This window comes from Streptomyces sp. NPDC101234, assembly GCF_044767525.1.
Taxonomy (GTDB): domain Bacteria; phylum Actinomycetota; class Actinomycetes; order Streptomycetales; family Streptomycetaceae; genus Streptomyces; species Streptomyces sasae.
This window is the reverse complement of record NZ_JBIWOA010000056.1, coordinates 34,172-48,755: the sequence shown is the minus strand read 5'-3', so window position 1 is coordinate 48,755 and position 14,584 is coordinate 34,172. Positions and strand designations below refer to the sequence as shown.

The following is a 14,584-nucleotide window of genomic DNA, read 5'->3' as shown; positions in this document are numbered from 1 at the left end:
CTCGCCTCCTCGGTGAGCGACCTGCTGCGCTGGGCACGGTTCCAACTCGGCGACGGCGAGGGCGTGTTGCCCGCCGCGGAGCTGCACCGCATGCGAGAGCAGACGGTCGAGCTGCGCGCCAGCACGCTCGGCGACGGCTTCGGCATCTGCTGGTTCCTGCACGACCTGGACGGCGTCCAGGGGATCGGGCACGGCGGCTCGGGCAACGGCCAGTTCGCCGAGCTGCTCATCGTGCCCGAGCGCAACTTCGCCGTGGTCTCCCTGGCCAACGTCGGCCCGGACGGCTACCCCTTCAACCAGTCCGTCGTACGGTGGGCGCTTGAGCACTACCTCGGAATCGTCGAGAAGACGGCGGAGCCGCTCCCGTACGACGAGGGACAGGCCCGACAGGTCGTCGGCCGCTACGAGATCGACGCCATAAACCTCGACATCGCCTCCGACGGCACCCGTCTCACCCTGGCGGTCGGGATCAAGCCGGAGATCCGCGAGGCATCGGACGAGGAGATGCCCCCCGACCACCCGGCCGCGGACATCGGCTTCCTCCCCGGCGACGACGAGTACATCGTCACCGAAGGCGGCCTCAAAGGGCAGCGCGGCTACTTCTCCCGTGACGCAGACGGCGCGGTCACAGGCGTCGACCTCGCCGGCCGGCTCTTCAACCGAGTCGCGGAAGCATCCTGATCCAACGCGGGAAGGGGCGGTCCGGAGGGGCCGCCCCTTCAGGCACCCCGAACCGACGGCAGGTATCTGGTGTTCGGCTCCTGAGCGGTGAAGTCCCGCTGGAGCAGGTCCGGCACCGGTGTCGCCGACGGCTCGGGAATGGTGGTGCGGACCTTCTTGCGCAAGTGCAACCCGACGATGTGGAACTTGCGCATGACGCGCTCGACGCGCTTGTGATTGACCGGCTTCCCGGCCTCCTTCAGCTCGGCGGTGACGCGCGGAACCTCATAGGTGCCGTCTGGCGTCGTGGGGCTGTGGAGCACCACGACCGGAGAACCAGTCGGCCCGCCGTTCCTCAGCGACACCTCCCACAGCCTTCACCCGGTGGCGTTCTCTCCCGACGGGCGGCTCCTCGCAGCCGCCGGCCATCGCGCGGCGTGGGTGTGGGATGTCGGCACCGGGCAACCGGTCGGCCGGCTGCTCGCGCACCCCGGCGCCGTCTGGACGGTGGCGTTCTCCCCCGACAGTCGGCTCCTGGCCACCGGCGGCGCCGACAGTCCGGTGCAGCTGTGGACCGCCGCCAAAGCGCCCCGACGTCGCCCGCTCACACGGCGGCGAGCCGACGCCCCGGAGCGGCTGCGAAACCCCACCGTCCTGAAGCCGGCCGGCGCGCCGCTCGTGGACGGCACCATCGGCGTGCACGAGGTGGTGTTCTCCCCCGACGGTCATCTCCTCGCCCGGCGGGGCACCAACCGCACCGTGCAGCTGTGGGCCGTCGCGGCCAGGGAGCCGGTCGGTTCACCGATGAAGTTCGACGGGAAACCCACGTCGATGGTGTTCTCCCCGGACTGCCGGTTCCTCGCCGTCTCCTGCATCATCACAGGCGGGTCGCAGCTGGTGCGACTGTTTGCGCTCGGGTGATCGCAGATCGAGCTGGAAGTCGAAGTCCGGTATACACCAAATGCCATACCCCGATCGGGTGATATAGGAACCCTGCTCTTGAGATGCCACTCATCTGTCGCATTACTGGATTACGAACTGGCGGTTTCCCATCCCTTTCCGGGAACGTGACTGCTGCCCGTTCCGGTCGTCACTCCCAACATGCGCAGTATGGTTCTCGCCGCAGGCAGCCGCCGGCAGTTGGCGGCAACCACTCCCACCGACGTCGTAGCCAATGAGTGAACCGGCCACCTCTGAAAGGGAGTGTCAAAATGTTCCGTTCTCGCCTTACCGTCGCCGCCGTCACTGCCACCATGGCCGCGGGCGCGATCGTCGGCATCGCTCCTCTGGCCACAGCGGTCCTGTCGGCGCGCCCTGTGTCAGCAACTTGCAGGCTGCCCAGACGTCGAACAACGCTGCCATCGCGGCCGACCAGGTCCGCAACCCCGTGGACGCCCGTCCCCACAACGTTGCCACCGCCACCTACCTCGTGGTCGCAGGCGCCCGCTTCGGCGATCACCCAGGCACTGGCCAACGCGTTCTGACCGATACACGGGCAGGCTGCTTCTGCGACAACGCCCGCTTGCCCCCGCCCGTCCCGGCGTGAGCCGGGACCAGACGCCCGCCGGGCCGCCGGGTCTCTCCTTCCCCCCCGGCCCTGCGGACGATGGGAGGGCCGGGCACTCGACCGTCGATTCGAGCGAGTGCCCGGCCCGGTCGGCAGCCCTCACAATTCCCGTTCGCAGGGGCATTCGGTGCCGTGTCCAGATGCTGGGGCTGATGGCAGCGGTGAGGCCGTATCAGCCGGCTCTTGGAGCGCGTTTGGAACCCGTCCCACCACAGCCGAGGAGACCGAGACAGAAGAACCCGCCACAGAGGAGTGGGAGAAAGGCTGTGCGCGACGCTCGTCGTGCACAGCCACGACGGCAGTCTCAAAAACAGGCTCGGGACGCACTTCAAGCAGACTCGCCGACATCCAGCTCGCTGCCCGTAGGCACCGGCCGCGCCCGCTGCCGCGCGAGGGGCAAAAGTCCGGCTGCCCGTAGTACCGCCGGTCTCACCGCGGACGGGTCTCCACTGGCCACCCAACGGAAGCGGGCCACCATCATCACGTCGTCGACGCTCTCACGCACGTATCCGTCGACGATTCCGAGGCCGCCCGGGCATTCGCGCAACACCACATCGCCCGGCTCCTCATCATCCGCGATCTGCTGGTAGTCCCCCGAGTCGGGGAAACCCGAGAACTCGTACACCCAGTGACCCATGCCTGCCATCCTGCCGGGAACAACGAGCACCCACTGGTCAGACATGAAAGCGGTGGAGCGGATCCGCCCGAAGGGATCAGAGGCGCCGCTGATCAGACAAGTCCGCGGCCCACGGGAGCCTGGAGCTGATCGTCGGCTGGCCCGTTCCATGGGCCGTCACGGATACCCACAGCATGGAAATGGCCCGAATGCCGTCGTTTCGCGGAGGTGAACCGCGATGACTCTCCTCGTACACCACCGGCCCGGCCATCTCATGGAACGAGCGTTTCCCTTCCCGGGCTGGGTCGAGCTGATCGCCGCCGAGTTCGATGGCGTCTTCGAGCGGATGAACCGGCTCCTCAGGCCGTCGGTGTCGCACCCTCCTTCAGGGCCTTCTCGCCCCTGGCCGACCTGCACGAAACGGACGACGCCTCGTGGTCTGGGCGGAACTGCCCGGCATCGAGGGCGAGGACACCGGCGTCGCGGTCAGCAAGCGGGAACTATGTCAGCTCTCCAGCCCGGCACCGGAAACGTTCTTGGACGTCTTGATCAGCCTTGATCACGCAGAGCCGACTCCGAGCCGGTCCAGGACCTGACAGGCCTGGGCGACCCCGTCCTCGGCTTCCAGGTCCCGGCCTAGCCGACGCGCGGTCTCGGTGTAGGGGGCATGCTGGGTGAGGGTGTGCAGGCGATCGACCAGGGCGGCAACGGTGAGCTTTCGGACCGGCAGAGGCGTGGGCCCCGCGCCGAGTTCGTGCACCCGTGTGGCCCAGTAGGGCTGGTCTCCGAAGAACGGGCAGATCAGGGAGGGTCTTCCGGCGCGCAGTGCCGAGGCCGTCGTGCCGGCTCCGCCGTGGTGGACGACAGCGGCCATCCTGGGAAACAGCCAGTCGTGGGGGGTGTCGCCGACCACGAGGATGTCGTCCTCGCTGGTGGCGGGGTCCCCTGGCAGCACTCCACGCAGGTTCGCCCGACGCAGGGCCGTCCGTACGAGGGCGTCGGTCGCCTCGGGGTCGCCGGTTTTCATGCTGCCGAATCCGACGTAGACGGGCGGGGGGCCGGCGGACAGGAAGGCAAGCAATCGCTGTGGTGGGGTCCACAGCGGCTGATCATGATGCCAAAAGCCGGTGACGTGGACGTTCCGTCCCCAGTCGGACGGCCTCGGCACGACAGTGGGGCTGAACGCACACAGTACGGGGGCTTGGCGAACCGGCCGGAAGGGGGCCGCCAGGGACAACTCCGGTAGGCCCAGAGTCTCCCGGCGCCATGTGTTGACGAACCGTCGGAACACCATCCAGGACCCGAGGTCGACGGCACCGAAACTGAGCCGGTTACCCACACCCCCCAGCATCCGGGCAGCCGGCGCGAACGGGTGCGGAAAGACCTTCGTGGGCTGGCTCGGCTGGAAGTGAATGACGGCGTGCGGGACCTGGAGGTACTCGCTCAGGTGAAGACCGAGGAAGCTGAAGGTTGGTGCCAGAATCAGGTCAGCTCCCTTCGAGCCGATCTGCGTCTCCTCAAGCATCGACATCATGCGGGGTCGTAGGACCCGGTCCATATGCCGGATGAACGCCACCGGGTTCCGTCGTCCGGCGAGGAGTTCCTGCCCCTCGGCCGACTCGACGATCTCCACCGGGTCGACCGGAAGGGGATGAAGATCCAGACCTGCCTCGGCGATCAGACGCCGGTAGCGGAGACTGGCCAGGATCCTCACCGTGTCGCCTCGCCGGAGCAGTGCTCGCCCCAGGGCCAGGCAGGGCTGGACGTCGCCGCGGGATCCCGCGGCGAAAATCACCACTGTCCGCATGGAATCACGACCCGATCGACTTCATGACGGACGGCCAGATGCTGTGCAACTCCGCCTCCCAGTACGGCCAGGAATGCGTCCCCGGCGTGTAAAGATGCGTCGTGACGTCGACCCCTTCAGAGCGAAGCACCGTCGCGAATCTTTCGATCTGCCCCGACAGTGGTGCCTCGCCCAGCATGCTCACCAGCACTTCATCGGCGGGGCGTCCCGTGTCCAGCGGTCCGGTCTGACTGCTGCCCGCGGAGAGATGGATGTGCATTCCGCGGAAGGCACGCGGCATTGCAGCAGGGTTGTGGGCCCGCCAGACTTCGGCGTTCTTCACCGGGTCGCCCCAGACTTGTTTGATGTCGATACCTTCCCTCGCGGTACCAAGGGCGAGTTCCAGCCGCACGGCAGGGTCGTTCAGATCCACGTAAGAGCTCATTGAAGCCACGTACCGGAACATCCACGGGTTGTGCGCCGCGTAGTTGAGCGCGCCGAAGCCCCCCATGGAAACTCCCACGGCGGCTCGTGAGCGGCTCGCACGGAACTTCTCCTCCATGAGCCGCACGAGTTCGTGAGTGTGAAATGATTCCCAGCTGGCGGCACCGGCGAACCAGTTGCTGTAGTAACCGTTCTTTCCGGCATCCGGCATGACGACCAGCACGTCAGAGTTCTTCGTCAGCGCCTCCACGTCTGTCTCGCGTGTCCAGGACGTGTAGTCGTCGTCACCGCCGTGGAACAAGTAGACAACCGGAAAGGTGGCTGTCGGCTCTTCTCTCCAGTGCACGGGAAGAATGACGCGGACCGGGACGGACATTCCCATCGTCGGGGAACTGACCATGAGATCACGCATTCGCTCGTCAATGAATTTCACGTCAGTGACGCTGGCCTCCGTATGGTGAGGCCAGGGCGAGGCGCCCGGTTTCCACTCAGCCGCTTGTGCCTCGGTCGAGAGAAGAGCCGCGGCGAGCCCGAGACAGACCAGATTCTTTTTCGCGTACTTCAGGAGAGTGACCCACACAGGTGGGATCATGACGAAATATGTTGATCACCACCAGCAGACACCCCGGCCAACTGAGGGCAAATGTTCCGTACAGCCGATCGGTGTTCTCGGCGTACCGGGCACAACATCACTCGCCCACAGGCCGTGCTCTGGCGGGCGACAATCGGTTGCGCCTGTTCCACAAGTGAGGCTGCGGAACAGGCGCGGTGCTCCGATCACTGGGTGGGCCACCCCATGGCTCGGGTGACGTGCTGCGCGATGGTCTGGACGTGCGGGGGGTCGATGACGGACAGATGGTCACCGTCGACCGGGACGATCTCGAGGATGGGGCACAGGGGCGCCCACCCGAGGTCGGCGTCCTGTCGGAGGTAGCGCGGGTCCAAAGCGGCGGTGAGCTGTTGCGGTTGCTTGGCGCGATAGAGCACTACGTGGCCCTCCTGAGGGCGAGGGACGTATCGTTCACCGACGCGGGCGTCGATGTACGAGGTCCGTTGGTGCTCCATGATCCCTGGGCTCATGTCGAGTCCCGCCTCGGCGACCAGACGCATGACAACGTCGATCTGCTGATCGTCCGGGGTGGCCGCCAGCTCTTCGTAGGGCAAGTCGAGGCGGTGCCCGTACGTCTTCTCGATGTATCCGGCGAAACGACCGAAACGCTCGAGCAGGAACTCCCGTGATTCCGGTTCCGGCAGGACGGGCGGCAGGACGGTGTCGATCAGCCCGAGAGACCCGATGTCCTGTCCCTCTTCCCTCAGTTGAAGCGCCACTTCGTAGGCGAGACACCCTCCGAAGGACCAGCCGAGCAGGTGGTAGGGCCCTTCCGGCTGGATGTCACGGATGAGTGTGCGGTAGCGGGCCGCCTTCTCCTCCATGGTGCTCAGCTCGTCGACGCGTTCCAGGCCGTACACGGGCTGCTCGGCTGGCAGCAACCCCGTCAGTGGCAGGTAGACGGAGGTCGGGCCACCGGCGGGGTGGAAGGTGAACAGCGGAGGCCGTTCCGACCCGGGGAGGGGAGGACGCAGGGTGGTGAGTGCCGACCCGCCGGTCCGGTTGACGACGGGCCGGATCAGTTCGGCGACTGCTGCGACGGTGCGCAGGGCAAGGATGGCAGCGGCCGTCAGGCTCAACTCGATGTCGTCGCCGAGGCGCCGACGAATGACGTCCGCCATGGCTGCGGCAGCGTCGTGGTCTCCGCCGGCGGTGATGAAGTCCTCCCGGACGTCCCTCGGCCCTTGCTGCAGGACTTCGGCCCAGGAACTCGCGACCAGCCGCTCCGCAGCGTCCCTGGGGTTGAGGACACTCGGCAGTGTGCGTGGGGACGGCTCGGCCCGGCAATTGTCCTCGGATGCCGTCGGCCGGGAACCGGCCGACGGCTCCGTGACGTCCAGCCCAAGTTGTTCGAGTACCGCGCGTCCGATTTCACGCAGGCTGGCGCCGCGCAGCAGGCGGGACGCGGGCACGTCGACGCCGAAGTCCTGGCGGATCGTGTTCTGGACGCGTACCGCCACCAGGGAGTCCAAGCCCAGGTCGGTCAGCGGGACCGTCTCGCCGAGTTCGGCGGCCGCGAATCCCATGATGGCCGCCGTTCTTCGGACCAGGCGTGTGTAGACCGTGTCCGCGGCGGAGCTGCCGAGAGCCCCGATACCGTGGGGGCCAACCCAGTCGTCGGGGCCGGCTGAACCGTTTTCGAGGACGTCGGAGAAGAAGGGAATGGCGGACAGGCCGGGGAACGCCTCCAGCACGCGCTCCGCGTCGAGGTGGACGACGCCCACGTGCGCGCAGTTGAGGGTGACCAGTGCCTGCAGCACGTCCATTCCCTCGCTCACCTGGATGGGCTCCAGCGCCAGCGCCTGGTTCCCGGCTGTCATGCCGACGTTCTCCCAGGGGCCCCACGCAATGGAGGTCGCGGGCAGGCCACTGGCTCTGCGGCGGTGGGCCACGGCATCGAGCCAGGCGTTGGCAGCCGCATAGGCGGACTGTCCGGGTGAGCCGAGCAGTGCCGCGGCGGAACTGTAGATCACCCACCAGTCCAGATCGAGGTCGGCGATAGCCGCCTCAAGGTTCTGGGCTCCTACGGCCTTCGGCCGCAGCACCGTGTCGATATCCGCCGGTTCCAGGTCGGTGATCACGCCATCGTGCAGGACGCCGGCACAATGCGCGATTCCGCGCAGCGTGTGGCCGTCGGCGAGCGCGGCACCCACCAGTTCCGCCGCCACGTCGAGGTCCGCGATGTCCCCTTGGACCACCGCGACGGAAGTCCCCCGTTCCTGCAGTTCGGCCAGGACGGCCTGGGCCTCGGGTCCCGGGGCACGGCGTCCGTTGAGGACGATGCGCCCGGCGCCCTGCTCGGCGAGCCGGCTCGCCGTAGCCAGGCCCAGTCCCGTCAGGCCCCCGGTGATGACGTACGCGCCGTCGGGGCGGGTGAAAGCCACGGTGTCGTTGCGCTGTGCGCTGAGTTCGGCGCGGGCGAGATGCGCGGTGAGGCGCGTGCCGGCCCTCCACGCGATCTCGTCCGCGTCGCTGCCCGCCAGGAGTTCGCGGGCAAGGTCGTCGATTGCTCCGGGCTGCTTGTCGATGTCTACCAGCGAGGCCCGCAGCTGGGGGTGTTCGAGCGCAAGAACCCGGACGAGTCCACGCAGGCAGGCGAGAGACGGCGTCCCTGGTTCCCCGGACCCCGTAGCCTGTGCCAGCACGGTGACCATCCACAGGCGTGGCGGTTGCCGGTGCGTTGCACTGGCCAGGCGACGCGCCAACTGTGCCGCCCTGTGCAGTGACCGCATGTCGTCGTCCTGTTCTTCCTGTTGGAAGAACAGGACTACCGCGCTCTGGCCGTCCTGTGGGCTCTCCAGCCAGGCGGCGAGCACGGCGTCGCAGGCATCGTCCCGGGCATCCGTCGCCGTGACGTCGGTACCGCCGGCTTCCATGGCTGCCAAGAGAGAGGCCGTGGCGTCTGATTCGTCGCTGATGAGCAAGACACGCCGCAGACCCAGCGACGGCAGGGGAACGGTGGACTTCTCCCACTGGATGTCGTACGTGCACGTCTCAAGGGCCCGTGGCACTTCGTGCCGCTCGACGGGCCGCAGCTGAACGAACCGAGCGACGATCTCGCTCGTGTCGCCCCGTGCAGAGACATGCCGCTGGTCGACGTCCGCGTCTGTCGGGTCGGCGCCGTCGGCGGGCGTGCAACTGATGTCATAGCCGGTGTCAAGGATGCCCGGCCCCTTGACGAGCAGGGACCCCATGCCGACCGGGACGGTATGTGCGGCGGCTTGGACGGTGCGGTCCCCGGCCGGTGGCGTCTCCGCAGCGCTCTGCGCCTCCAGCATGGCGGTCAGGACATGTGCGTAGGACGGCCGGTGAGGGGATCTGGGGTCCTCGGGGATGAAGTGCCGGGTGAGTGTCAGCTTCGATTCCGGCTCGGGGTGAGGCTCGTCCTGGGGTTCCGGGGCGCGGGTGACACGGGCCGAGGCGTAGCAGTGCCAAACGGTTTCGGCGCCCCGGGCGTGGAGGCTGATGGTTCCGTGTGTGCCGGAGTCCGGTTCCCACACCGTGGTCAGGGGGGTGCTGCTGGAGATGGCGAGCCACCGGTGGATCTGCAGGTCCTCGATGCCGAGATGAGTGATGCCCTCCCGGGCCCATAGGTCCAGGCCGGCTTCGATCATCAACTCCGCGGCCTCGGCAAGGGTCAGCACCGCTCTGCCGTGGACCTTGCCACGAGTGCCGTGACAGTTCGAGCCGACGTCTCCCTGCCACAGCACGGCGCCGGTTCTCGGGTCGTCGGTGCGCACCCCCAGCAGGGGATTGCCGCCAACTTCGGTCGATCGGGCGGAGCGAGGGAACCAGAACCGTTCATGCCGCCACGCGGGCGTGGGCAGTGCAGTGCGTGCACCGGCGGGCCACAGTCCGGGGTTCAGCGGGACGCCGGCGAAGTGCAGCCGTGCCAACGCGACTCGTACCTGGACGGTGTCGTCGGTGTTCTTGCGGAGGGTCGGAAGGACCAGCGCCTGATCCCCCGCCGGGGTGGTGTCGAGGCTCTCCGCGAGGGGGACGACGACGATGGGGTGGGGTGAAATCTCCAGGAACAGGGTGTGACCGTCCTCGGCTGCCGCTGTCACCGCTTGTTGCAGAAGCACTGGGCGGCGGGTGTTGGCGCACCAGTAGCCCGCATCGGCTGCCGCGCCTGCACGGGGATCATCAAGGACTGTGCTGTACCAGGGTGTGGCCGGTGGGCGCGGGCACAGGTCGGCAAGATCCTCGCTCAGTGGCGCCAGGATGGGATCGACCAAGGCAGTATGGGTGGCTCCGCCCAGTTCGAACAGTCGGGCGAGCCGGTCCTGATCGGTCAGCTCGTCCACCAGGTCGCGCACCGCTTGGGCCGGGCCGGCCACCGTGCAGCGTTGGGGCGAGGAGTGAACAGCGACCTCGACACTGGGAAAGCGACTGAGGACGGCCGTCCGGGACTCTACGGGCAGCTCCACCGCGGCCATCGCCCCTGCCTGGGTGGCTTCGAGGATGGCGAGGTGGGCCGACCGGCGGACGATGACGCGCACTCCGTCGCGGTCGTCGAGAGCACCGACGACCACGGCGGCTGCGACCTCGCCCATCGAGTGCCCGATGACGGCGGCGGGTTCCACACCGTGGGCCTGCATGGTCCGCGCCAGGGCCACCTGGATTCCGAAGATCAGCGGCTGGATCCGGTCCGCTGTCTTGGTCAAATCGGCCATGAGCATGTCGGTAAGGGAGAAGCCGGTCTCCGCAAGGAAGAGCGGGTCGAGCTCGGATACGTGGGCGGCGAAGACGGCGTCGTCGGTCAACAGGCCCCGCCCCATGCCTTCCCACTGTGAGCCGTAACCGGAGAAGACGAAGACCGGTCGCTGCGCTGCGAACGACGAGGCCGCTCGTGCGTCCGTGCACGCGGGCACCACGCCGGGTACCGTCTCGCCCTGGGCCAGTGCGGCCAGCCCGGACGCCGCGTCGGAGTGGGTCCGTGCGACGACGGCGGCGCAGGACGGGCCACGGCGGTGCGAGGCGAGCGTGTGGGCGATGTCGGTGAGGGCGGGCGCGTCGCCGGCTGCAACCCATTGCGACAGACTCGCGGCCGTGTCGGCGAGCCGGTCCGCGGAACGGGCTGAAACCACCAGGATGTGCGGGTCGCCGGCCTCTTCGTCGTCGGCATGCGTGGGATGCGCGCCGGTCGGGACCGCCTGCTCAAGTACGGCGTGAGCGTTCGTACCGCCGAAGCCGAAGGCCGACACACCGGCGCGCGCCGGACGGTCCCCGGCGGTGGGCCATGCGGTCGGTTCGGTGACCACGCGCAAGCCCAACTCGGCGAAGTCGATGTGAGGGTTGGGGCTGTGGAAGTGCAGACTGGCCGGGATGCGGCCGTGATGCAGGGCCAGCGCTGTCTTGATCAGGCCGACAATGCCGGCCGCGCCTTCGAGATGGCCGAGATTGCTTTTGACCGATCCGATCAGCAGTGGCTGGTCGGGCTGCCTGCCACGTCCGACGACAGCCCCGAGCGCGGTCCCCTCGATGGGGTCTCCCAGAAGGGTGCCGGTCCCGTGCGCCTCGACGTAATCGATTTCGGTCGCGCTGATGTTTGCGTCGCGCAGGGCGTCCCGCAGCAGCGCTTCCTGCGCCGCCGGGTTGGGTGCCATCAGACCCGCCGAACGGCCGTCCTGGTTCACGGCGGTACCCCTGATGACGGCGAGCACCCTGTCGCCGTCGCGCCGGGCGTCGGCGAGCCGCTTGAGCACGACGACGCCGCAGCCCTCACCGCGGGTGAATCCGTCCGCCGCGGCGTCGAAGGGTTTACACCTGCCGTCCGCGGCCAGTGCGCCGGCCTGGTCGAATGAGGCCGTGACCGCCGGGGACAGAAGGAGGTTGACGCCTGCAGCCAGCGCCGTGTCGCACTCCCCGCTGCGCAGACTGCGGCAAGCCAGGTGCACGGCCACGAGAGACGACGAACAGGCAGTGTCGACGGTGATGCTGGGACCCCGCAGGTCGAGCAGATAGGACACGCGGTTGGCGGCGATACTGCCGGCAGCCCCAGTGCCGGTCCACGCGGTCAGTCGTGTGGGGTCCGACGTGGTCAGATGCCCGTATTCGAGGGCGCTCAGTCCGACGAAGACGCCGGTGGATGTGCGCTGCAGGGCGGGGGCGGGTACGCCCGCATGGTCCAGTGCCTCGCAGACGACTTCGAGCAGCAGCCGTTGCTGGGGATCCATGACTTCGGCCTCGTGCGGCGTGATGCCGAAGAACTTGGCATCGAAACCTTCGATGTCGTCGAGAAAGCCACCCCACTGTGTGGTGGATTCCATGAGGGCGGTGGCCTCCGGCGCCGTTCCGGCGAAGTCTGGCCAGCGTTTCTCCGGCACCTGACCGACCGCGTCCATTCCCGCCATCAACTGGTCCCAGAACGCGTCCGGCCCGTGCACGTTGCCGGGCAGGCGGCACCCTATGCCGACGACGGCGATGGCACCGTCGTCAGTGCGGGCGGTGGCGGCCGCATCATCGGGCGTACAGGACTGCCGGTCCGACTGCACGGCATCCGCCTGGTCGGCGTTCGTCAGGGCGGCAACGAGTTGTCCGATGGTGGGGTACTCCCACAGCAGCGTGGTGGCCAGTGATCGGTCCAGGATCTTCTCCAGCTCGCCGGTCAGTCCGACGGCATCGCGGGAGGTGAGACCGTACTCCGCCAGAGGCCGGCCGTCGTCGAGTTGTTCCGGCGAGATGCCGCTGATGTCTGAGACCAACTGCACCAGTGCACTTCGCAACTCGGCAGCGCCCGATCCGGAGCGACCGTCCGTGATGGAGGTGGTGGCCTCGGCGTCGTCCTCGACCGCCTCCCCGTGTTCGCCTGGCTGGTTCATGCGTCTCCGGTCTCTTTCTGTACGTGCGAGTCGGAGGCCCAGGTACCCCGGAGGTAACGCTCGCGGCAAGCGCCGCGGGCGACCTTCCCGCTGGTGGTGTGCGGTACGGTGCCGGGTTGGGCGAGGACGAAGTCGTACATGGCGATGGCGTGACCGGTGGACACCGCCGCACGTACCGCGCGTGTCACCTCGTCCCGGACCTTGTGCGGTTCCGCGAGGTCACGGGCGTGCTCGGCCACGACGATCAGGCGTTCCCCGTCGTCGGTGGGGACGGAGAACGTCGCGGTGTGATGACGGCGGATCGCCGGGTGGGCGTTCTCGACGGTGTGCTCGATGTCCTGCGGATAATGATTGGTCCCGTCGATGATCACGAGATCCTTGAGGCGACCGGTGATGTAGAGGTGGTTGTCGTGCCACACCCCGAGGTCTCCCGTGCGCAACCAGTGCTGCGTCCCCTGGCCCGGGTTGTCACCGTGAAGAGTGGCGCGGAAGGTCGCCTCGCTCTGTTCCGGCCTTCCCCAGTAGCCGCGTCCGACGTTGGGGCCGCTCAACCAGATCTCGCCCACACACCCGTCCTCCAGCCGGACGAGGCTGACCGGGTCGACGATGGCGGCCTCCTGGTCGGTGGGCCGTCCACAGCCGACCAGGCGGCTCACTGCCTGTTCCTCGGTGCCCTCGGCCGGCCGGGCGGTGCCGGCTGCCAGCGCGTCGCGGTCGAAGGAGGTGACGGTCGGTTCCTCACCGGCCGATGAGGCAGATACGAACACAGTCGCCTCGGCCAGCCCGTAGGACGGACGCATCGCCGTGGGAACCGCACCAACTGGCGCAAAGGCCTGCTGGAATCGCTGGAGCGTCTGCTCCGCGATGGGTTCACTGCCGTTGATCATGGCGGTCACCGACCCCAGCGACAGCGTTGCGCGCTCCTCCTCGGTGACGCGGCGCACACAGTAGTCGTACGCGAAGTTGGGGGCGGCAGTGAGCGCACGCGGGTGTTCGCTGAGCAGTCGCAGCCAGCGGACGGGCTGTTGGACGAAGGCCAGCGGATCCATGAATACGGAGTGGACGTTGCCGACGACGGGAAGCACGATCGCCAGCACGAGCCCCATGTCGTGGTAGAGGGGGAGCCAGCCGACGGTGCAGTTGCGCCCGGCTCGGATGTCGTACGCCTTCTGCGCCTGGCGTGCGTTGGCGCAGACGTTGGCGTGGGTGATCTCCACGCCGGACGGCATGCGGGTGGAGCCCGAGGTGTACTGCAGGTAGGCGCACTCCTCGGGGCGGGGATGAGAATATTCACCGTCCGCTGGTTCGGCCCACGCCGTCGAACTCGAGAGCAGGTCCTCCTCGGTGGTCACACGCACGCGGAGGCCGTCCTGGTTGGCGCAGAACTTCTCCGCGGCCGGAAGCGAGTCGGGGCTGGTGAGAGCGAGCACTGGGTCGGCGTCGGCGAGCGCGGCGGCCAGTTTCTCCGCATGGCCCGGCAGGGTCGGGGGGAACAGGGGAACGGCGATCGCGCCGGCGCACGTGGCCGCGAGGAAGCCGACGACGTAGTCGAGGTTCTGCGGCCCCACGAGGGCCACCCGCTCGCCGACCGCACCGCCGTGACGCAGTGCCGCCGCGAGGGTACGGACCCTCTTCTCCAGTTCGCGCCACGTCAGAGAGGCAGGGGTTCCTTCGCGAACGGCACTGAAGTCCACGAAAGTAAAGGCATTTTCGGCGGGGGCCCGCTCCGCGGCCCGAGTGAGATGATGACTGATCGTGTCTTCCATGGTTTTCAGCATGAATTCACCGAACCTTCGTTCTCGACAGGCAGCGGGACCCCTCAGCCGTCAGTCATTCCGGAGAATTGACGACAGACGTCACCGCTCGCCATCCATCCCCAATGCATGATGGCAGCGATGGTGATCATCCCTACATATAAGGGCACCGCGGATGCGGCGCCACTCCGGGAGTCCCGTCCGAGCGACCCACCGGAAAGCGAGCGGCGTTTTCGGCACACCAGATACCGAAGTCAGGCCGTCACGGAGTCGCGCCTACCATGCCCACGAGGCAAAGTACGGAGAAGGGCCTGCGGAACGTG

The 14,584-nt window shown here is 67.9% G+C and carries 7 protein-coding genes and 1 pseudogene; 2 read left to right on the top strand and 6 right to left on the bottom strand.

Going from position 1 to position 14,584, the window contains the following annotated elements:
- A partial coding sequence (locus tag ACIRR9_RS51455; protein WP_403767580.1) for a serine hydrolase occupies positions 1–681 on the top strand: 681 nt, incomplete at its 5' end.
- Between the two features lie 50 nt (positions 682–731).
- On the opposite strand, the pseudogene ACIRR9_RS51450 reads toward ACIRR9_RS51455, so the two are convergent.
- Positions 732–959, bottom strand: a pseudogene (locus ACIRR9_RS51450) (IS3 family transposase); the annotation flags it as partial.
- Positions 960–1,044: 85 nt separating this feature from the next.
- Between ACIRR9_RS51450 and ACIRR9_RS51445 the strand changes: the two are divergent.
- On the top strand, positions 1,045–1,581 hold the full coding sequence (locus ACIRR9_RS51445) for a WD40 repeat domain-containing protein (RefSeq protein ID WP_403767577.1): 537 nt from the start codon (positions 1,045–1,047) through the stop codon (positions 1,579–1,581).
- A 974-nt stretch (positions 1,582–2,555) separates the two neighbouring features.
- Here ACIRR9_RS51445 and ACIRR9_RS51440 read toward each other — a convergent pair.
- From ACIRR9_RS51440 to ACIRR9_RS51420, 5 genes are all read right to left on the bottom strand, one after another.
- On the bottom strand, positions 2,556–2,864 hold the full coding sequence (locus ACIRR9_RS51440; RefSeq protein ID WP_403767574.1) for a hypothetical protein: 309 nt from the start codon (positions 2,862–2,864) through the stop codon (positions 2,556–2,558).
- A 538-nt stretch (positions 2,865–3,402) separates the two neighbouring features.
- Positions 3,403–4,641 carry a glycosyltransferase gene (locus tag ACIRR9_RS51435; protein ID WP_403767571.1) on the bottom strand — a complete coding sequence of 413 codons (1,239 nt, stop codon included), beginning with the start codon at positions 4,639–4,641 and terminating at the stop codon, positions 3,403–3,405.
- Positions 4,642–4,654: 13 nt separating this feature from the next.
- A complete protein-coding gene (locus ACIRR9_RS51430) occupies positions 4,655–5,665 on the bottom strand; it encodes an alpha/beta hydrolase (RefSeq protein ID WP_403767568.1) in 1,011 nt (336 codons plus the stop codon).
- A 185-nt stretch (positions 5,666–5,850) separates the two neighbouring features.
- A complete protein-coding gene (locus tag ACIRR9_RS51425; protein WP_403767565.1) occupies positions 5,851–12,507 on the bottom strand; it encodes an SDR family NAD(P)-dependent oxidoreductase in 6,657 nt (2,218 codons plus the stop codon).
- Positions 12,504–14,273 carry a fatty acyl-AMP ligase gene (locus ACIRR9_RS51420; protein ID WP_403767562.1) on the bottom strand — a complete coding sequence of 590 codons (1,770 nt, stop codon included), beginning with the start codon at positions 14,271–14,273 and terminating at the stop codon, positions 12,504–12,506. The genes ACIRR9_RS51425 and ACIRR9_RS51420 overlap by 4 nt, the downstream gene beginning before the upstream one ends.
- Positions 14,274–14,584: the final 311 nt, after the last annotated feature.

Excerpts from the sequence above, each read along its gene's own strand:
- ACIRR9_RS51440 (WP_403767574.1), bottom strand. The coding sequence starts at position 2,864 with ATGGGTCACTGGGTGTACGAGTTCTCGGGTTTCCCCGACTCGGGGGAC.
- ACIRR9_RS51430 (WP_403767568.1), bottom strand. The coding sequence starts at position 5,665 with ATGATCCCACCTGTGTGGGTCACTCTCCTGAAGTACGCGAAAAAGAAT.
- ACIRR9_RS51425 (WP_403767565.1), bottom strand. The coding sequence starts at position 12,507 with ATGAACCAGCCAGGCGAACACGGGGAGGCGGTCGAGGACGACGCCGAG.
- ACIRR9_RS51420 (WP_403767562.1), bottom strand. The coding sequence starts at position 14,273 with ATGGAAGACACGATCAGTCATCATCTCACTCGGGCCGCGGAGCGGGCC.